This window comes from Lysinibacillus sp. HST-98 (assembly GCF_016757845.1).
Lineage (GTDB): Bacteria > Bacillota > Bacilli > Bacillales_A > Planococcaceae > Lysinibacillus > Lysinibacillus capsici.
Map to the genome: position 1 here is coordinate 145,523 of NZ_JAENHX010000006.1, position 20,010 is coordinate 165,532.

Consider the following 20,010-nt stretch of genomic DNA (forward strand, 5'->3'; position numbering starts at 1 on the left):
ATTACCAATTTAATATTTTTCTTGCTACAACCATGCACTGTAATTATCTATGTTCAATAGCTTTTCGTATTTACATATACTTTCTGAATGGCGTCTTCAGCATCTTGTGCATTTCAGAAATATGAAAGCAATACACAATGTAAGCTTACAAATGCACAACATACACCTCCTTTCCCAATACATATTCAAACAATCAAAAACCCTTATTTTATAAGTTTATATACTTACAACATAAGGGTTTACTATTATTCCTGGATATCGTATATCAACGTATCAAAGTATTTTTCATTTGTATACAGTAGGATAGCCCATTCACCAGACTGAGGAATTTTCACATGAGAAGGTGTATGTGCATCTGCTCCATTAACAGGTCCGCCGAGTCCTATGCTCCAACCATCCACTAAAATCGGTTGTATGACTTTAGATTCTCTATGGTATCCAATAACCGTTAATTCTGTATCTCGTACTTCATCTATTCCCCATAGATGCCACATCCATTTTTGTATGCTTAAACTTGGCATATCTGCGCCAATGACACCCGATTTATCAGCATTACCAATAATGCCTCTTTCACCAAATTCCTTTGCCTTATGCTTCCAATCAACTAATGCAAAATCACTTTCTTGTACAAAATCAGGTAGATCCTCTGGCATTGTAACATTTGCTTTATCTGTACAACCTACTAAAAATAATAGCAATATACATAAAAATACAACTCGTTTCATAACATCCCCCTTTCTTATGAAACGTTTGTTTTAACCAGATTGTTACAGATAATTCTGTAAATTATGAAACTATCATTTTATCGTACTCTTTACAATATCAACTAATGACTTTAATGGATGTAGAATTGTAATCACCGTGTGATCTTCAAATCGTTGTGCTGCATCCACCATCGATAGCTGGGCTACAGATAGAAATTTTTGCTCAGCTGATAAAGTATGTAAAGTTCTTAAAATAGCCTCATCATAGGCTTCCTTTTTCCCCTGCATAATAAGCTCAAATGTATGGTCAATAATTTTTGCCTCTACATCTACTGATATTCCTCGTTGTTTAGCATATTGGTGAAGTCTTGCCATCGTTCCTTCAACAGTCGCTGGATTTGAGAAAAGAATTATTTGAGGCTGTTGCTTACTACATATACTTTCAAAATAGGGCTCATCAATCTTTGTAATAGGGATCAGGGGATTAGAAAAAGTTTCTCCCTCTAATAAGGCAATGTAATTTGTACACGTTATTAAAATGGCATCCACATCACAGCTAATTATCCATTCAATTTGCTCCTTAACTTTACGTGCTAAACCATCACTACCTTTAGAGACGTGCTGTATAAAGCCAGGGTCTACAAAATGGAGTATCTCTATGTCTTCAGCGCTTTGAAAAGCCTGCTCTATGTATTCTATATTGGAATAATGAGCATGCAAGCAGCCAAGCTTTTTTCTCAATTAAATTCCTCCTAATTGGAAAGTTTCTTTTCCATTGTTGCTATTACTAGAGAGTTACCATTACAATTCTTCACCATTTCCTCTTTCGTTACAACATAACCTAATGAACGATATAACTCAATATTACGCGGAACACTCATACGTACTTTGCACTGACTAATTGTTATCCCCTTCGATAGTGCATTTTGTTCAAGCCAAGAAATTAGTGCCTTAGCTAAACCTTGTCCTTGTCTTTCTGGGATAACTGAAAGTCTAAAAAAATAAATCCCCGTTGTACTGAGTTTAAACCTTACCATGGCAACTGGCTGTTTATTGATATAGCCTATAAACGCTTGTTCACTTTGCTCCATTGCCTGCTCAATAGAATACACCGTTTCACTCAGTGCACTGGATGGTGGAATAGCTTTTTCATATTCTTGAAACGCCTGTAGCATCAACTGATGTATTACTGGGGCATCCTTGCACTCTGCTAACACAATTTCCATCATAAAGCACCCCTAATCGTTTTTTTATTCATAATAATGTATATTAAAACAAAAAGAAACCGTATTATTTCTAATACGGCCTACTACTTAGTATGTTTGTCTTTTATTTTTGCTTCCTTTTCAATATGCTTTCTCGCTATTTTCAAACGTTGGATATCCTTTTTCTTAAGAGGAATAATCTCTTCCTTCATCATCTTAATATACGAAATCATTAATAAAAGTAAAACTACTGTAAAAGGTAATGCAGCGATTAACGAGGCCGTTTGTAATGCTTCAAGACCCCCTGTATACAATAAAACGCCTGAAATAGCTGCCATTAAAACACCCCATACTAACTTTGATAAAATTGTGGGATTTAAAGAACCTCTGGACGTCATACTAGCCATAATAAATGTAGCTGAATCAGCAGAAGTGATTAAGAAAGTAAAAATTAACATTATGCCTATAACTGGGGCTAACAGTGATAATGGCAAATGTTCAAGCATTTGAAAAAGTGCCATTGTAACATCATTACTAACCGCTTCAGCTATATGTGCATTTTCATGTAAATCAAACCACATGGCAGTACCACCAAAGACTGCAATCCAAAAACAGGCAATAAGGGGTGGGATAATTAAAACCCCTATAATAAATTCTCGAATCGTTCTACCTTTAGATACACGAGCTATAAATGATCCCACAAACGGAGACCAAGCAATAGCCCAAGCCCAATAAAAAATAGTCCAATCTTTTACCCAAGTTCCCCCCACATATGGCTGCATGCGAAGGCTATACTGAATAAAATTTGAAATATAATCCCCTATTGCTAATGTAAAAGTTTCTAGAATGAAAACTGTAGGGCCTGTTATAAATACAAAAAGCAACAGAACAATCGCAAGGCCCATATTAACATTACTTAAAATACGAATCCCTTTTTGAAGACCTGTCGTAGAAGAAAACATATAGCCTACAAACATAATGGCAATAATAGATATTTGTATAAAAAATGTATTTGGCAAGCCAAAGACAAATTTCAATCCCCCATTTGTTTGTAGAACTCCGAGGCCAATAGACGTGGCTACACCCATAACTGTAGCAATAACTGCCAGAATATCAATCGTATTTTTGACTATACGATTAGAACCAGTGACTGGCTCTAAAGCTGTAGAGATTAATAAATTTCGTTTTTTATTAAATTGTACATAGGCCATGACCAGTCCCATAATAGTATACACTGACCATTGGCTTATACCCCAATGAAAGAATGAATAGCCCATGGCAAGTCTTGCAGCATCTGTTGTTAAAGGTTCCGTAGAGCTAAAAGGTGGTGAAAAGTAATGACTCATTGGCTCAGCTACTCCCCAAAAGACCAAGCCTACGCCAAGTCCTGCGGAAAAAAGCATGGAAATCCATGTTAGAAAGCTAAATTCAGGTCGACTATCTTCTGTCCCTAAGCGAATGGTGCCATATTTACTAATTGCCAAGCCGAATAAAAAAATAACGATAATAAAGACTGTCAATAAATAAAACCAGCCGAAATAATCCGTAGTCATATGAAATACGCTGTTTGCTACGTTCTTAAATTTTTCTGGTATCGTTGCTCCAATAATGACTAAAAGAAAAATTACTCCACTAGAAATAAGAAATACTGGGTTTTTTAAAATTTTATTTTGCATACAGCGCCTCCATTTATCCCAGGCAGATGACCAAATTTCCTTTATTATGCGTACCATTCGGTAATTTTATTAATAAATAAAAAAGAAACCGCATTATCAAAAGACAATGCGGTCTATCATTAATGTGATTTATGCATAAAACGTATGGCTCTACTCATAACAGTAGGTACGATCGAAGCATGATTTTCGTTTAAAGCCTCATAAAATTCAACATTCATTATTTTTTCTAATACGGTCGCCATTTGGCGCGCATCATCCACCATAAAGGTTTCAAGTTCACCTGCGCTCAAAAACAAAGTTTCGTTCATATCTTGATGTTCGTTCAGAAATACTGAAGCACAGTGCACTAATTCATGCTCATTCCACCAAATGGATGGGCTAATAGCTAGATAGCGCTGGAAGCTTGATTGGTGGTGAAATAATTGCCACAGTGTAAAGTAACCTCCTAGGGAATGACCAAATAAAGCTTGCTGTGCTTGATTTACTGGATACTGTGCCTCAATCGTTGGCTTCAACTCTTCTTCTATAAAGCGACTAAAATCCACTGCTCCTCCAAGCTTTTCATGACCTTTTCCTTTAAATCTTGCTGGATAAATATACGACTCCGCAGGTGCTGTAAAATCATAAAATCTTCTTTCACGCATATCGTCGCCATGACCAATTCCAATAACAATAGCCGGAAGGATACCTGTTTTTGGTGCATTACGACTTTGTAGACGCACCGCTTCCTTTACAAGGTTAAAATAGGATGAGCCATCGAGTACATACAAAACTGGGAAGCCATCTTGTGGTGCTTCCTCCTCAGGCACATAGATGTTAATCGTGTACGAATAATTTGTCAATTTTGAAGTCATTTGTTGTGTAACGTAGTCTACTTTAGTTGTATTCATTAGATATCCTCCTTCAAAATTTCATAGCCATAACATACAGGTGTATTGGTTACAGGATCTTCCATAATGCGTGCATCAATATTAAATACTTTACGCATTACCTCAGCACTTAAAATTTCCTGTGGCGTGCCAGTTTGCATAATAATACCCTTACGCATTGCAATAAGATGATCTGAGTATCTGGCCGCATGGTTAATATCATGTAGAACCATCACTACTGTACAGCTGTGGTGCTCATTTAAACCTTTAACAATGTCCAATACCTCTAGCTGATGCGCCATATCTAAATAAGTAGTAGGTTCATCCAATAGCAAGATATTTGTTTCTTGTGCTAAGGCCATAGCTAACCAAACACGCTGACGCTGACCTCCTGAAAGCTGGGCAAGCTCCCTATTTCGATATTCCATCGTATTAGTAACCGTTAAAGCCCATTCAATCATTTCCTCATCCTTATTCGTTAAACGATTGACATTGTTGCGATGTGGATAGCGACCATACGCAATTAACTCCTCCACTTTCAATTGACCAGGAGCTATCGGTGTTTGAGATAATATTGCTAGTTTCTTGGCAATATCTTTGGTCGATAAATTTTGCATATTTTGCTCCTGCAAAAATACCGTACCTTGTTGTTTTTTTAAAATACGTCCTATCGTTTTAAGGAGTGTAGATTTACCACAACCATTTGGACCGATGATTGTAGTCACTTTGCCCTCTTCTATCGTCAAATTTAACCCTTCAAAGACACGTACCTGCTCATAACCAGAGGCCAGGTTTTCCATTCTAAATGCAGTTTGCACGCTATTTCCTCCTATGCCTTAGATTTCACCAGTAAATACAAGAAATATGGAATCCCAATAATTGAAACGACAAGACCTACAGCCAGTTCCGATGGTGCAAAAACGGTTTTACCAATAAAATCAGCGAGGATTAACAGACCTGCACCAATTAAAGCACTCACTGGCATAACATAACGGTGCTGAATACCAACAAGCTGCTTGGCAATGTGTGGGGCCATTAAACCTATGAATCCAATACTCCCTGATACAGACACACAAGCACTGACAAGACCTACACTGGCTAGTAACAGCTTCATTTTCTCCTTTTCAACAGCTATTCCTAAACTTGTGATGCTATCCTCTTCAAGCTGAAAATAATCGAGTAAATAAGATTTTCTATGCACATATATTCCTAAAATCAAAAGCCAAGGTAGCATCGTAAGCGCAAAGATCCAATTCGCATTATAAATAGAACCTGCCATCCAAATAGCTGCTGATTCAAAATCTTGTGCACTCATTTTTAAGGATAGGAACAAGGACAAAGCTCCAAATCCACTATTGATAGCTATACCAGTTAAGATTAATCGCTGCATATCCAGATGACCATTTTTTAAAGCAAATGAAAAAATCAGGATAGCTGCAATTGTTCCACCGATAAAACCGAATAGTGGCATCATTAAAATGGACATCCAGCTGTTCATATCTGCACTCACTAGCTTTACTTGAAAGAAGTACATGAATAGAACGACGGCTGCACCAGCTCCAGCATTAATCCCTAATATTCCTGGATCTGCTAGTCCATTACGTGTAATCCCCTGTAATACAACTCCCGCCATACCTAAGCCAATACCGACAAGTCCAGCAATGACAATCCGAGGTAAACGGAATTCAAATATAACAAGATCAAACTTTGAATTTGACTCGATCCGCAGCAATGTTTTGATGACATCCATTACAGACATATCAAAAACACCATTTGTAATATGTAAATAGCTCGCAACTAAAATCATTAAAACAAGCATCAGTATGGTTAAAAAGAATACACTTGAGGTTTTTTTACGCACATTTTTCACCTCCGTGCTTACGAACTAAATATAAGAAGAATGGTACACCGACCAATGCGGTTAAGACACCAATTGGCGTTTCAAATGGATAATTGACAACGCGGCTCAGGACATCACAAAGCGCTAAGAAAAAGGCTCCAATGACGGCTGCACAAGGAATAATATAGCGATAATCAACACCAACAAAGAAGCGAGTAATATGTGGTATGACTAACCCTACAAAGGCGATTTTCCCTACAAGTGCAACCGCTGTCCCTGTCAAACATACGACAGCTAGCATGCTAATAATACGTACTGCTTTTGTTTTCTGTCCTAGCCCCATGGCAATATCTTCACCTAATGAAGTAATGGTAATCGCTTTTGCCGATAATAAAGCCAAGATCAACCCAGTTAAACCAAATGGAATAGAAAGGATCAGCATATCCATATTTACCATATGTACCTTTGTGTTATACCAAGTACTTACTGTTTGTGATACTTGGAAATACATCGCAATAGCAGTAGCAATACTACTTAAAAATGTGCCAATGACCGTTCCAATTATGGCTAGCCTTACTGGAGATAAGCCATTGCGGATTAACGAGCCAAAACCAAAGACAATACCAGCTCCCAATGCAGAACCAAGCATCGATAATAAAATCATTTGATAGTTTGGTAGCCCTGGAAAAAAAACAATGGCTAATGTAATGACAAATGCAGAGCCATCATTGACTCCCATTAATGAAGGCGAGGCTAAATAGTTTCGTGTAATCCCCTGCATGACTGCACCGGCAACTGCTAAAAATGCTCCAACTAGTAATACCGCGACAACTCTTGGAATACGGCCTGTTCTTATAATTTGATGATCGACATCCGATGGATCAAATGCTGTCATCGACTGCCATACTGTAATGGCACTAATATCTTTTGTCCCATACATAACAGAACTAAGTGCCACAAGGGCAATAAGGAAAGGAGATATCGCTAATATTGAAAACGACACTATGTTTGTTTTTTTCAACTTTCACACCTTTTTCTTTATCCATTTTGTGGTACACAATATCGATCACTTAAGTGTATACCCTTAACAACTGCCTGCAATGAAAAATGCCACATCTTACAAAAGGCCGGTAATAGCCCGGTGATATCACCAAATCTACTACCAGCCTGTTTATACTATTTAAATAATTTTTCAGCTGCAGCATCTAAGAATTTCACCTTAGACCAAGCAGTACCACCTTGTGCTAATGGCTCAATTGTGTTGACGAAAACTTGATTATTTTGTGCTGCCTTTAAGCTAGTGAAAATTGGATTCTTTTGTAGCTCCTCTAAAGCTTTTGGCGCATCCTTATTCTCTGAATCCTCGAATTGTAGGAAAATCACATCTGGATTTACTTGTGCTAATGTTTCAAGTGATAGTTCAGCTTGCGCCTTAGCTGTTGTGACAACTTCTGGAACAGGTGCTCCTAAATCTTCATATAGAACAGGGTTTAAATAAACACCTGCTGGATAGATGTACATCACTCCACCACGAACACGGATGATTAATACTTGCTTATCTGCTAATTGCTCCTTGGATTTTACTTGAGCATCAGCAACTTTTGCTTCATAGTCAGAGATGATGTTCTTTGCATCCTCTTCCTTCCCAGCTAATTGTGCAAGCAATGTTAAATTTTCTTTCCAATTTGTTGAAATATGTGAATATGGAATCATTGTTTGAATTTTGTTGAGCTTTTCAGCCGTTTCTTCAGGGAATTTCGAAGTACCCACAATTACATCAGGATCCAGATTAAGAATGGCTTCTGCATTTGGCTCCATTTTATTTCCTACAAGTGTAGCTCCTTCAAAATCTGTTGCTAGATAGGCAGGAACTTTTCCACCTACTTCTAGGACACCTACTGGCTTAATACCAAGCATGGCCGCATCTTCCATTGATTCAAGACTGGCAGCGACAATGTTCTTTACTTCGGCTGGTAGCTCATATGGCTCACCTAAGTACGTGATGGTCTGTGTTGATTTAGCTTGCTCTGTCTGTGATGCTGTTGCACTTGTCTCTGCTGTATTAGCTGTTGATGTTGATTCCTCTGCTTTATCTGTTCCACATGCGGCCAGTGATAATGCTAATAGTGCAGGTGCACACATTTTAAAATATTTATTCATAGATATTCTCCCCTAACGAGCTCATATTGATAATAATAATCATTTCCATATATAAGTCAATACATAATTGATACTCATTATCATTTACGGATACTATCCTAACAAAGTGAAAATAGATTGTGAATGGACGATTTCGAGAATGACATGGATTTTTGCCGATTTAAGCAATAAAAAAACTGCTTCTTTTTTATAAGAAACAGTCAATTATACATATCTGGCTTCCTCTATTTTTAACTTGCGATAGGCTGAGGGAGATAAACCCGTACACTTTTTAAATACTCTGCTAAAATAAAAGCAATCTACATATCCAACACATTCCGCAATTTCAGCTACAGGTATTCCACCATATTCTAGTAAGTCTTTCGCACGTCGTATACGGTATTCTGTTATATATGTACTTGGATTCATACCTGTATGCTGCTCAAATAAATAAGCAAAGCGACGACGCTCAATGCCCAATTCCATCGAGATATTTGATACTGAGATTTGCTCTGCATAATTTTCATGTATATACTGTAATGCCTGCTCCATTAATTCGCTGGCACTATCTAAAACCTGCATTTTTGCCGCCACAAGGATATCTTCCAACAAATTCATAAATAATGTCTTAGACTTGAATACAGCCATATTGCCAGGAAAGGAATAGCTCTCCACTAATTGCTTAACATGGCTAATAATTTGTGTGTTAAAACCTGTATTGATTAGAAAATGTTTCTTGGCTAGTGGATATAGATTTATTTCTTCTGTTGGTAGGCGATAATGAACAACTGCATACTCCCAACCTTTATGACCAGTCGCTCTCACTTCTAACGGCATCTGGGGGCCTGCATGGACAATCATTCCTGGCTCCATCGTATAGGGGGTTCCATTAAAGCTAAAGATCGCACTCCCTGCAAGTGGTACTACTAAACCACACTTTTCAGGAGCTGTTGTTCTACCAGCATCTACTTCACCTGGGTCCATTTTTTTAGTAAAAACATCTGTAAATTTTACAGAAGCATGTGCAAAGTAATCAATTAAATATTTGATATCCATATGCTAACTCCTATACATGTATAACATTCTGAATCTGTGGAAAATGATGTAAATCATGATTGATTAATCCTACAAAATAGTCGATTATAGTCATTTCTGACTGTCCAATTTTAAATGATTGTTGCCATTGCTCGTCTGTCCATTGCTGAATTTCCTGCAATAATTGACGCCTTGTGGAAATAAAATCATTCAATGTTTCCTCCATTGTTTGTTCACGGCTTTTCTTAGCTGCCATCGTATTCAAATGTGCTACATCTGGTCCTTTCGGCAGACGCTCATCTGTAAACAGAAAAGGGATTCGGTGATTTAGCACAAACTTGTCCCATGGAGGAAGATGCCCAATTACCTCTGCAACCGACCATTTCCCAGGTTCAATAGGCATACGCCATTGTGCCTCAGATAACCCTCGCAAATTATCTATCCAATCTAAAGATTTTTTATAGTGTTTAATGACATAGGTTTTATCTTGTTGCAATTGGTCCCCCTCTTTCTTTTTTATTGAAGATGAATTTTCAATTCTGACCAACTCAAATGCCATTGTTTTTGCTGAATTCTTTGCCGATAAATCGCATAGGCACCCTTATTTTCTAGGTAAAACGGTGTTGGCTCAACAATGCCTGCTCCTAAAAGATGAATACCATAGGGTGCTGTAATTTCTAGTATCCCATCTGATAACTTTACACCGATCGCTGTTGGTATTTCAGAAAAATGAGAAATGCCATCAATAGCCGATTTATACGGATTACTACCATTTAGCAGATGCATCCGTGCTTGATTTTTCACGGACCAAGGCTCGTTTGGAGATACCTTTCTCAGTTCTTGCTCATACTGCTTCTCTACTGCTTCTGCTAAATTTTCTTTATCAAAATATATCACATCAATATCAGCAATTGGTGTTCTTTCCTCCTTATCGTGAAGGAAATCCCATAACTTTGTGCGAATAATTCCTGCGCATACCCACCAATCCGGTAATTGCAAAGTTTCTACTGTGGATAAAATGCTCATCATCCAGTCATCAGATGCTATTTAAGCTCTTCAACTCTTCCTCCGTTTGAAGCAATCTCATTCAGCCAGCCCCCATTAATATAAATTAAATTTATAAATCACCAAAAATTATATATTAGATTTATATATCAACACCATTTACCCTAAAGCTAATAAAAGAAAGGGAGAAGCTTATGAATAAAATGATCCTGCAGTTGTTATTTGTACTACTTAGCTTAATTGGACTTTTCTATGCAAACATTTCTTTAACACTCGTATGTATCGGAATGGTAGCTGCTTTTATCGGTACAATTGCGGGTGGTGGTGGACTCATTACACTTCCTGCCATGATGCTTGTCGGTATCCCGATTCAAACAAGTATTGCCACAAACAAATTTTCGACAGGCATTTCGTCTTTATCCAGTATTTTTTATCTACTCTATCAGAAGGAGCTACATCTCACATCTATCATTAAATATATAGCTCTTGCTATTGTTGGGGGGATTTGTGGCTCACTTTTAGCTGTTTCGCTGTCTGAGCAAACTATGAACTATATGGCCTGTGTACTACTCCTTTTGGCTTTAGTCATAACTTTGAAAAATAAAGCGTGGACGGAAGTTCCCGATTCGCTAGAACATCAAGCACCTCATTTTTGGCAACCATTTTTCATCGCCATGTATGATGGTGGTTTCGGCCCTGGCTCTTCGACATTTAGCATCTTACACTATCTACGTACTCATCATACTTACATAAAGGCTGTACAGCTCACTCGAGTACTCCTCTTCGGGAGCTGTACAGGTGCATTTATTGTTTTTTATCACACTGGCTTTATTCAATGGCACTATGCAATTGCTATGGCACTAGGCTCCATTATAGGCTCCCAATTAGGTCTCCTAGTGCTCCCCTACATTCCATTAAAAATAGCCAAAACACTACTAACAGTGATTATTATATTGTTGCTTGTTCAAGTTACATTGAAAATAATTTAATGACCACTACTCAAATGCTCATGAATTATCTTCCATTGATCGTTAACTAATGTAAAAATATTAGTCGCTCTACCGCTACCTGATACAAACTTTTCGTTATGATAGCCTTCATAGTGATATGTATAGAGACAGGTAGCCGTCTTTTCATCAACGGTTAACCATTTTACATCAGTAGCTGAATAAACCTCTTCTTTAATGACATTCCATGCATGCTTGAAATAAGCCTCAATCTCCTCTGCTGTTGTGCAAGTTTTATCAGAGAACCAATAAATTGCTTGTGGATGCAAAATAGCCTTTACTTGATGAAAATCATGGGTATTTGTTGCTTGGATATATTGTTCCAATGCTTGTTGATGTGTCATCTTCACCCCTCCTTTTTAACAATATTATCCTATAATTAACTTCTTATAAATCACTAGTTCCTTATCTCTTTCTGCTTTGACAGTAAATAGATGGCAGCTATAATTAAGAAAAAACCACCGACCTGAAGAATAGTTATCTTTTCATCCAATAGAATAGAAGATAAAATCATACTACTAATTGGCAATAAGCTAGTAAGTACACCTGCCCAAGATGCTGAAATTACTGCAAGACCCTGTTGCATCAAAAGAAACGCTATGACGGTTACAACAATGCCGAAATACAATACTAATCCCCACTCTGCAGCTGAAATTTCTTCAAATTCAAAATATCTGCTTTCAGCTACAGCCAATGGGAAAAATAATATGACGCCAAATAAGCTAACCATAGTTGAGACTGTAAGAGCACTCATACGATAAGAAATTAACTTACCTATGATGATAAATAAAGATTCGCAAAATACTGCCCCTAAAATGAATAGATTTCCTAATAATGAAGTTGAATAATGGTTAGTAGCAGAATAGTTAGCAATGTTCATAAAGATAGCTCCCACTACGGCAAGAAGTATGCTAATACCCATATTCCTCGTTAATTTCTCCTTCAAAATAAAATAGGATAGGATTGCAGTGCAGACTGGCAGAGTACCAGTAATAATACCAGCTTCCATAGCAGTCGTTTTTGAAAGACCATGGAGCATTAATATATTAAATAAAAACACTCCTAATAATGCTTGTAAAAAAACCGCTACTAACTCTTTTCTGTTTAATGTTGAAAATCCCTCTATCTTTATCCACAAAGGAATTAAAATAATTGCAGCCACAAGAAATCTTAGTTCATTCGCTAAGAAAATTGGAAAGCTTTGAACAACCAACTTGCCCGCAACAACTGAACTACCAACGATACTCATTGCCACAATAACTTTCCCGCTACTCCAGATCCATCTATTCATTCTTCTATACTACGCGTTCAATGGATTCATTAATAATATCGGTTACTGCTAAATATAGGTTTTCAGGGTGTTCAGCAATTCGGTGGCAAAGATATAAGTACCACTCATTTCCATACGTTAAATATACTCTACAACGATAATCTTTCCGTCTTAATTCATTGAGTAATGTAGGACGTACACCATAAAGCATCTCAACTTCAACATTTGAGTTATCAAGATATTGACGTCGCTCTAGCTCTTGAATAAGCATTTCATCATGTGTAGCAATTGATAACGGATGATTCGCATTTACTAACTGATCAACATACTCAAGATAACGCTTATTCAGTTCTTCTGATCTGATCATGGCTATATCGATAGGCTCTTGAAAAGCCCCTTTAACAAGTCTTATTTTTCCTGGATATTGCATAAGTTCTTGTAAATCTACCTTTGTACGATAAAGATGAACTTGTAATGTAATTCCGATATTTGTAAAATCTGTTGCTATTTTTTTGTAAAGAGTAATAATATCACTAGTCTTTGAGGATTCTTCCATACTTATCATCAAAGTTATTCCATACTGTTGAGCTTTTTGTGTAAGCTCTTCAAGGTGCTTATAAGCAATCTCAGCATTAATAGAAAGACCTATATGAGATAAATCGAAAGATACTGTTTGCTTCAAAGATAAAATCCCCATGTCCTCAATTACTTGTAAAAGCTCATCCTTTGCTCTTTGACAATCCCTTAAATTGGTCGTATTTTCGCCAATATATTCAATGGAGATATTATAATTGTCATTAAGATAATTACGTGCAGCAGTGATGGCATCCTCTCTCTTTTCCCCTGTTACATACCTTTTTGCTGCTTTCCATAATAATGGGTAGAGCTCTGTCGATTGTTGCACCGCATATTTCAAGCGCTCGTCTCGTGCCGCGGCTTTTAAGGCTTGAATCACTAGTTCTTCTGTTTTCTTCATATTTATTCCCCCTCTTCGGTATTGGTAAGTACTTTATCATGATAAAATTGGTAACTGTAGAACCACTTTAAAGTGATTTTAAAGGTACCACTTTCAAATCGGAGGTATGTAAAATGTTATGGATACCTATTGATCGAGCATTAGATATTCCTTTAAATCGTCAAATCTATCAGCAAATACGGGAAAAAATTTTAAGTGGACACCTTCAGGCAGGAGAAAAATTAGTATCCACACGAGAGCTTTCAGTAGAATTAAAAGTATCAAGAAATGTCATATTAGAAGCTTATGATCAGTTACTAGCCGAAGGATTTTTAATTGCACGAAGAGGAGCTGGTACATTTGTTGCAGAAGGGGCGTTGCTACCACAACAGGCCAAACCTTTTATTACAAATAAAGCAGGAGATTCAATAGTAGGGAAAGATGTTATAAACTTACGCTCGGGTATTCCAGCACTCGACTTGTTTCCTCGTAAAACTTGGGCGAAGATAAGTCATCAACTTTGGCACGATAGTGAATCCTCCATATTGGGATATGGGGTTCCAGAGGGACGCATAGAATTAAGGCATACTCTTGCCCACTACTTATTAAGGACAAGGGGCGTTGAATGTCATCCAGAGCAAATTATTATTACATCTGGTGCGACACAGGCAATGATGCTTGTTTCAAGATTATTGCTGTCACCTAATGATATTGCTATTATGGAAGATCCTATAACGAATGATATTCAAACTATCTTTAAAGCTTCTGGTGCTACCATTTATCCGATACCAGTAGATGAATTCGGGATGAAAACAAGCCTATTACCAGATAATATAGATCCTAAACTTGTCTTTCTAACTCCCTCTCATCAATTTCCTTTAGGAAGTACCTTACCTATTCAGCGTAGAATTCAATTAATTGAGTATGCTAGAAAGAATCATTGCTTTTTAATAGAAGATGATTATGATAGTGAGTTTCGCTACGAAGGGCCACCTGTTAGCTCTTTACAGGGCCTAGACCCAGAGCTTGTTCTCTACATCGGTTCTTTTAGTAAAATTCTCTCTCCCGCATTAAGAATAGGATACATTATCCTACCAACACAGCTTACTGAAAAATGCCGCCAAATAAAATGGTTTACGGACTTACATACACCTTCCTTAGACCAGCTTATCCTTTCTCGCTTTATAGAGGAGGGCTATATGGAAAGACATATTACAAAAATGAAGAAGTTCTATAAAAGCCAACGTGATTTTCTGATTCAATGTTTACAATCCACTTTTTCACATAACATAAAAATATTTGGCTATTCTACAGGTATGCACTTAGTTGCAGAATTTGAGAAGATTGATTTTACACAAAACTTATTAGTGAAAATAGAGCAATTTGGTGTAAAGGTTTACCCCGTAGAGGATCATACAATTAAAAAGGGAAAATATAATAACAGATTGATTATTGGCTATGGTCATTTACAAAAGCATGAAATTGAACTAGGCATCACTAGACTTTTTCAAGCAATTTATCATTAGGAGGATGTCTGTGCTAGCTACTATTGAAAAACAATCAAATTACCATATTGCTACATTCAAACGACCATTACTATATTCAATAGATGCCGTTTGGGCAGCTATGACTAACAATGAAAACCTACAAAAATGGATGAGTAATTTAGAAATCATTGAGCTACGTAAGAACGGAAAAATACATTTTAATATGAATGATGGAACAGGTAATTTTGAGGAAATAACCATCACAGATTATGTTGAGAAAGAAGTATTAGGATTTGGTTGGGGAACAGATACGGTGAGATTTGAATTATTTTCTACTGAAAAGGGTTCTTTATTGGTATTAGTGGAGACACTTCAAAATCTGTCAGAGCATACACCGAAGGATTTAGCGGGATGGCATATTTGTCTTGATATGTTAACAGATCTACTAAATGGCGTTGAACACCACTATTTCCCAATGGATGAATGGCAGCAAAGATTCAGCGAATACCAAAAAATGCTGAATAGTATAAAGTAAAATAATACAAAAAATCCTAGAGCATCATTACTCTAGGATTTCTATTATTGATAAAAAGCTGTAGCAATTGCTAGTGCTTTTAAAGGGTCTTTGATTGAATCGAGTGTGTAAACAAGCTTTTCATCCTGCCACACAATTAAATTACCTGAATGATAGACATCTAACTGAGCCATGCCATATTGCCTTGGAATAGGTAGCATGTGGTTTTCTAAATACGCTACTGCCTGCTTAGCAAGTTTGACACCTGCATCAGGATTATCAGTTCGTGTATGAGTGGCAATTGCCCATCGCCCTTCATTCCAACCAGTCCATAATGAACCAGCACCTGCATCTTGATAACCTTTTATATTGTAACCAAGATCAACCTCTTGCCCGCCATTTTGATTGAAATTATCAAATGCTATCTGTGTGCTTGCACCTTCCACACTTTTATATTTCTTGACCAGCAATCTTCCAATAACAGTCGCTGATTTCTTTAATCGAATATCATTAATTGGCATATTCTCTTTGCTCTCATAAAAAATAACTTCAACCTGGTCGCCCTGTGTCCTTGCTGTAGCTGATAAAAATGCACCCTCTGCAATTGGCAACGTTGTTGGCATTTTTATTGGAACATTGAAATGTATCTGCTCCTTTATTTGTTGAAGAGCTTCAGTTGCTTGAACCGTATCAACTTGATCATTATTTGACTGCTGTGCTACAGATGTACTTGTTTCAATCTCATGTTCTTGTTCATTCTTATTTCGTTCAGCACAAGCACTTAAGCTACAAATGCTTAACAATAAAAAGAGAAATACTACCTTTTTCATCATGTTAACCCCCCTTTAAGAAATGCCTTCTCTCCATATTTTCCCCTGGAAAAGGTTAACTTAAACGCTTCAGCTATCGAAGTTCATTGATGCGCTTCGTCAGCTCATTAAACTTCTGGTCAAGCATTACGTAGTCCTTATCTTTTACTGTTAGAAAGCTCAGTTTACCTAAAATCTCTTGCCTTTCCGTTTCAAGCTTTAAACGGAGAGCCGCTGTATCATCCACTTTATTCGGTGTGACTTCTGTCCACTTTTTCTTGATGTGCTGACCGTGAAGCTCCCAAACACTGTTCGTGACTTTTTCTAGAAAGTATCGATCATGTGAAACGACAAGCAATGTCCCATTATATTGGGTAAGAGTATGCTCTAACTGCTCACGAGAAGGTAGATCAAGATGATTTGTCGGCTCATCTAAAATAAGAACATTTTTATCCTCTAAAATATAAGCCATCAGCTTACACTTTACGCGTTCTCCCATACTCATTTTGCCTATGGGAGATGTCCAATGTGTCAGTGTAAACCCTAAATTCTTCATCAAGTTGCGCACTTTAGCACGCTCTTCAAATGTCTCTTGATAAAAATATTGCTCTGGTGTCTGATCAAGTGGTAAATCAAATACTTCCTGTGTCAGATAACCAATGTTTGCAGCTGGTGATACCCATACTTCACCCTCAGCTTCTAGCTTGCCTAAAAGTACTTTTAAAAAGCTTGTTTTCCCACTTCCATTCTTTCCTGTAATAGCTATCTTATCTCCAAATTGAGCCGTAATATTCACATCGTTAAATAATATGCGTTCACCAAATTTTAAAGATAAATGCTTGATTTCCAGTAAGCGCTTGCCAACTCGTTGATTCGTGCCTAAAGAAAAACGAATCTCTGCTTCTGGCTCCACTGCTTCCACTCTTGTCTTTGCAAGTTCAGCTTCTAATCGCTTTTTCTTAGATTTCACCTGCGAATCTAAGCGCTTTGCTTTCACACGATGGTACTCCTTAAAACCTTCCAGTTTTGTTGACTGAGCGTGGCCCTTTTGTGACCAAGACGTCAGTTCCGACATTTGAGCCTCAATTCGTTCAATGTTTTTTTGCTGTTTCTCGTAGGCACGTTGTTGTGTTAATCGTCGGTGTTCCCTATCAGCCATGTAGCTTGTATAATTGCCATCATGTTCAATCAGGCTTTTTTCCTCAATAGACCAGATTTTTGTGGCAACCTTATCTAAAAAATAGCGATCATGTGATACCACGATGATTGTCCCCTTATAGTTTTGTACTTGTCTGATGAGGAATGAGGTACTTCGTTCATCTAAATGATTCGTTGGTTCATCAAGTAATAAAATTTGAGCATTCTGGGAAAAACCTTCTGCAAGACGCATTTTCAGCTTTTCACCCCCACTTAACGCTGCAAATGACACATTAGGTACCTGCCACTTAGCCAGCAGATCAGCTTCTCTTGCGGATACTTCTAGTTTGTCAAAATGTGCTAGCTCCTGTTCAACAAATGTAATTTTTAAAGTCTGTGTTCCCTGAATTACTCCCATAGATGGTGATAATGTACCTTGAATCAATTGTAATAATGTCGATTTCCCAGCACCATTCCTCCCTATAATACCGATGACTTCGCCTTGTTTTACTGTGCCTGTCACATGCTCAAATAACAACATATCCTTTATTTCATAACGTACATCCTGTAATTTTAAAAGTTCCTTCATACTATCCATCCTCTCCAGTTGGAGGGACAAAAAAATCCCTCCAATTCATTTGGAAGGATTAGTCGCTACAATATCATACACAAATAAGCTCCAAAATTATTGTGAAAACAAGCTTTGGAGTAGCTAAATATCGGCAGTGGTTTGCGAATATAAAGCAATTATTATGAAAAATGGGCAGACTAATCCTATTTTTGTTGTTCGTGAAATATAAAATTTCCTATACAAAAATTAAGATTAGTTATTCATTAGCCACCCATCTTCCCTTCATTCATCATTATCGTCATTGTAACATCATTTTTTTTTAAAATAAAACTCCATACCTTGAGCTAAGTCTATCTAAAACATTCATAGGAACGAATTTGGTTTCTAGAAATGGTACGGAAATACCAGCCATATCTTCGACTCCATCTAAAGCCAGCAATGATTTCCCTTCCTACAGCTGTTGGGAAAAACCAAAAACTTCTACCACTATTCATCCAAATATACGTATTTCTAAATAAACAGGAGCGTATACCACTAGAACCTTCTCGCCAAGCAGGAATTGGTGGTGAAAAACCTGGTGGTGTGCTCATGGGCATTTGTCCTGCGGGAGGGGGGCCGAAATGAGTTGGCCCAAATGACGTTGTTTCAAAATCATTATAACCTCCCCAACCACCAGGTCTTCTAAAATGATCTTCTCTAAATGGATTATTATACACACAAACCCTCCTTTTACATTATTCAATATATGTAAAAGGGCGATTCACCGATGAGCCATTGCCCATTTACCTAAGGTAACCCAATTCCTATTATTGTATAATGGAAGGAAAATCGCTCCAAAAGGAGTACTTATGAAAAAATTATTGATCCTCTTATTAGCCCTGCTTATCGCAGGTAGTATGTGGATGCTGCTTGCTAAAAATTCAGACTCTTCTTCCACAAGTATCCAAGCAAAGCTTGCTGATGTGAAAGATTACACATACTACTTAGATAAAGGCAACGATGCCATTGGCAAGCGCATGACGAAGTTAGATTTAGTGATTGTAGAACCTCTTGAAATGCAGCAAAAGTATATCGTCAATGCTCAAAAAAGCGGTACTTTAGTGTACGGCTATATTAATGTGATGGAAGCAGACAAATGGAACACAGCACTCTATCAACAATTGAAGGAAGAAGATTTTTATCGAGACAAACAGGGTGAAAGAATGTATTTTGCCAAATGGGATTCTTTTTTAATGGATTTGACTTCTACGCACTATCAAGACATTTTGCTAGCAGAAATAGAGCAGCAAATTGTTCAGAAAGGTTTAGACGGTGTGTTTTTAGATACGGTTGGTAATATCAATTCCTATTTACCTGAAGATGAACAAAAGTGGCAAAATGAAGCCATGTTATCTTTTATCCAACAAATTAAAAAACGTTATCCCGATTTATCTGTTGCTCAAAATTGGGGATTTCAAACACTTGCTGATTATACAGCGCCATATGTTGACTTTATTATGTGGGAGGATTTTTCATATCCTGTGGTAGGAAAAGATGAATGGTCACTCGATATGATGCAACAGCTTGTCCACATACGCAATAAATTTGGTACACAAGTGATGACAATTGGATTTGAAGAAGCAGCAAAAAGCCGTGCTTTAGCTGAGAAGCATCACTTCAAATTCTTTTACAGTCCTGCTGGCTCTTACTATAATAGCTGGCAATCATCCTTACTTCCCTCTGACAAACGACTGTTTTGAGGGATATTTGTTTAAGAGCTCATCTCAGGGGTAGACTAAAAGAAAATC

At 37.3% G+C, this 20,010-nt stretch carries 22 protein-coding genes; 4 read left to right on the forward strand and 18 right to left on the reverse strand.

Going from position 1 to position 20,010, the window contains the following annotated elements; genetic code table 11:
• Nucleotides 1-245: 245 nt before the first annotated feature.
• From JIN86_RS14965 to JIN86_RS15020, 12 genes are all read right to left on the reverse strand, one after another.
• Nucleotides 246-725, reverse strand: coding sequence for a hypothetical protein (locus tag JIN86_RS14965; RefSeq protein ID WP_004231768.1), 480 nt, complete (start codon nt 723-725; stop codon nt 246-248).
• 72 nt (nt 726-797) lie between these two features.
• On the reverse strand, nt 798-1,445 hold the full coding sequence (locus JIN86_RS14970) for a hypothetical protein (protein WP_202342284.1): 648 nt from the start codon (nt 1,443-1,445) through the stop codon (nt 798-800).
• Nucleotides 1,446-1,456: 11 nt separating this feature from the next.
• On the reverse strand, nt 1,457-1,930 hold the full coding sequence (locus JIN86_RS14975) for a GNAT family N-acetyltransferase (protein ID WP_004231765.1): 474 nt from the start codon (nt 1,928-1,930) through the stop codon (nt 1,457-1,459).
• A gap of 83 nt (nt 1,931-2,013) precedes the next feature.
• On the reverse strand, nt 2,014-3,585 hold the full coding sequence (locus tag JIN86_RS14980; RefSeq protein ID WP_004231763.1) for a BCCT family transporter: 1,572 nt from the start codon (nt 3,583-3,585) through the stop codon (nt 2,014-2,016).
• Between the two features lie 119 nt (nt 3,586-3,704).
• Nucleotides 3,705-4,475 carry an alpha/beta hydrolase gene (locus tag JIN86_RS14985; protein ID WP_202342285.1) on the reverse strand — a complete coding sequence of 257 codons (771 nt, stop codon included), beginning with the start codon at nt 4,473-4,475 and terminating at the stop codon, nt 3,705-3,707.
• Nucleotides 4,475-5,254: an ABC transporter ATP-binding protein gene (locus JIN86_RS14990; protein ID WP_036218856.1), complete on the reverse strand. Its 780-nt coding sequence runs from the start codon at nt 5,252-5,254 to the stop codon at nt 4,475-4,477. The genes JIN86_RS14985 and JIN86_RS14990 overlap by 1 nt, the downstream gene beginning before the upstream one ends.
• Before the next feature lie 29 nt (nt 5,255-5,283).
• On the reverse strand, nt 5,284-6,273 hold the full coding sequence (locus JIN86_RS14995) for a FecCD family ABC transporter permease (RefSeq protein WP_050779477.1): 990 nt from the start codon (nt 6,271-6,273) through the stop codon (nt 5,284-5,286).
• A gap of 34 nt (nt 6,274-6,307) precedes the next feature.
• Nucleotides 6,308-7,315: a FecCD family ABC transporter permease gene (locus JIN86_RS15000; protein WP_202342286.1), complete on the reverse strand. Its 1,008-nt coding sequence runs from the start codon at nt 7,313-7,315 to the stop codon at nt 6,308-6,310.
• Between the two features lie 155 nt (nt 7,316-7,470).
• Nucleotides 7,471-8,454, reverse strand: coding sequence for an ABC transporter substrate-binding protein (locus tag JIN86_RS15005; RefSeq protein WP_202342287.1), 984 nt, complete (start codon nt 8,452-8,454; stop codon nt 7,471-7,473).
• A 204-nt stretch (nt 8,455-8,658) separates the two neighbouring features.
• Complete coding sequence (locus JIN86_RS15010; protein ID WP_202342288.1) at nt 8,659-9,489, reverse strand: helix-turn-helix domain-containing protein; 831 nt, start codon at nt 9,487-9,489, stop codon at nt 8,659-8,661.
• A gap of 10 nt (nt 9,490-9,499) precedes the next feature.
• Nucleotides 9,500-9,964, reverse strand: a complete 465-nt coding sequence (locus JIN86_RS15015; protein WP_202342289.1) for a DinB family protein — start codon at nt 9,962-9,964, stop codon at nt 9,500-9,502.
• 20 nt (nt 9,965-9,984) lie between these two features.
• Nucleotides 9,985-10,494: a nucleotidyltransferase family protein gene (locus JIN86_RS15020; protein WP_237497298.1), complete on the reverse strand. Its 510-nt coding sequence runs from the start codon at nt 10,492-10,494 to the stop codon at nt 9,985-9,987.
• 173 nt (nt 10,495-10,667) lie between these two features.
• Between JIN86_RS15020 and JIN86_RS15025 the strand changes: the two genes are divergently transcribed.
• Complete coding sequence (locus tag JIN86_RS15025; RefSeq protein ID WP_202342291.1) at nt 10,668-11,462, forward strand: sulfite exporter TauE/SafE family protein; 795 nt, start codon at nt 10,668-10,670, stop codon at nt 11,460-11,462.
• On the opposite strand, the gene JIN86_RS15030 is transcribed toward JIN86_RS15025, so the two are convergent.
• The 3 genes from JIN86_RS15030 to JIN86_RS15040 are packed head-to-tail and all read right to left on the reverse strand — an operon-like array spanning nt 11,459 to nt 13,726.
• Complete coding sequence (locus tag JIN86_RS15030) at nt 11,459-11,824, reverse strand: nuclear transport factor 2 family protein (protein ID WP_202342292.1); 366 nt, start codon at nt 11,822-11,824, stop codon at nt 11,459-11,461. The genes JIN86_RS15025 and JIN86_RS15030 overlap by 4 nt on opposite strands.
• A gap of 53 nt (nt 11,825-11,877) precedes the next feature.
• A complete protein-coding gene (locus tag JIN86_RS15035; RefSeq protein ID WP_237497316.1) occupies nt 11,878-12,729 on the reverse strand; it encodes a DMT family transporter in 852 nt (283 codons plus the stop codon).
• A 46-nt stretch (nt 12,730-12,775) separates the two neighbouring features.
• Nucleotides 12,776-13,726 carry a proline dehydrogenase family protein gene (locus JIN86_RS15040; RefSeq protein WP_202342294.1) on the reverse strand — a complete coding sequence of 317 codons (951 nt, stop codon included), beginning with the start codon at nt 13,724-13,726 and terminating at the stop codon, nt 12,776-12,778.
• 113 nt (nt 13,727-13,839) lie between these two features.
• Here JIN86_RS15040 and pdxR point away from each other — a divergent pair, with 113 nt between their 5' ends.
• Nucleotides 13,840-15,231 (forward strand): MocR-like pyridoxine biosynthesis transcription factor PdxR, encoded by a 1,392-nt coding sequence (pdxR, locus tag JIN86_RS15045; RefSeq protein ID WP_202342295.1) that lies wholly within the window; start codon nt 13,840-13,842, stop codon nt 15,229-15,231.
• A gap of 4 nt (nt 15,232-15,235) precedes the next feature.
• Nucleotides 15,236-15,727, forward strand: coding sequence for an SRPBCC family protein (locus tag JIN86_RS15050; protein ID WP_237497299.1), 492 nt, complete (start codon nt 15,236-15,238; stop codon nt 15,725-15,727).
• Between the two features lie 44 nt (nt 15,728-15,771).
• Here JIN86_RS15050 and JIN86_RS15055 read toward each other — a convergent pair whose 3' ends face one another.
• The 3 genes from JIN86_RS15055 to JIN86_RS15065 all read right to left on the reverse strand — a co-directional run bounded on the left by JIN86_RS15055 (nt 15,772) and on the right by JIN86_RS15065 (nt 18,939).
• The gene (locus tag JIN86_RS15055; protein WP_237497300.1) at nt 15,772-16,539 is read right to left on the reverse strand and encodes a hypothetical protein; all 768 of its coding nucleotides are present in this window, start codon (nt 16,537-16,539) and stop codon (nt 15,772-15,774) included.
• Between the two features lie 70 nt (nt 16,540-16,609).
• Nucleotides 16,610-18,241: a ribosomal protection-like ABC-F family protein gene (gene abc-f / locus JIN86_RS15060; RefSeq protein ID WP_202342297.1), complete on the reverse strand. Its 1,632-nt coding sequence runs from the start codon at nt 18,239-18,241 to the stop codon at nt 16,610-16,612.
• Nucleotides 18,242-18,573: 332 nt separating this feature from the next.
• On the reverse strand, nt 18,574-18,939 hold the full coding sequence (locus tag JIN86_RS15065) for a hypothetical protein (RefSeq protein ID WP_004231734.1): 366 nt from the start codon (nt 18,937-18,939) through the stop codon (nt 18,574-18,576).
• A 132-nt stretch (nt 18,940-19,071) separates the two neighbouring features.
• On the opposite strand from JIN86_RS15065, the gene JIN86_RS15070 reads away from it, so the two are divergent.
• A complete protein-coding gene (locus JIN86_RS15070; protein WP_004231732.1) occupies nt 19,072-19,962 on the forward strand; it encodes an endo alpha-1,4 polygalactosaminidase in 891 nt (296 codons plus the stop codon).
• Nucleotides 19,963-20,010 lie beyond the last annotated feature (48 nt).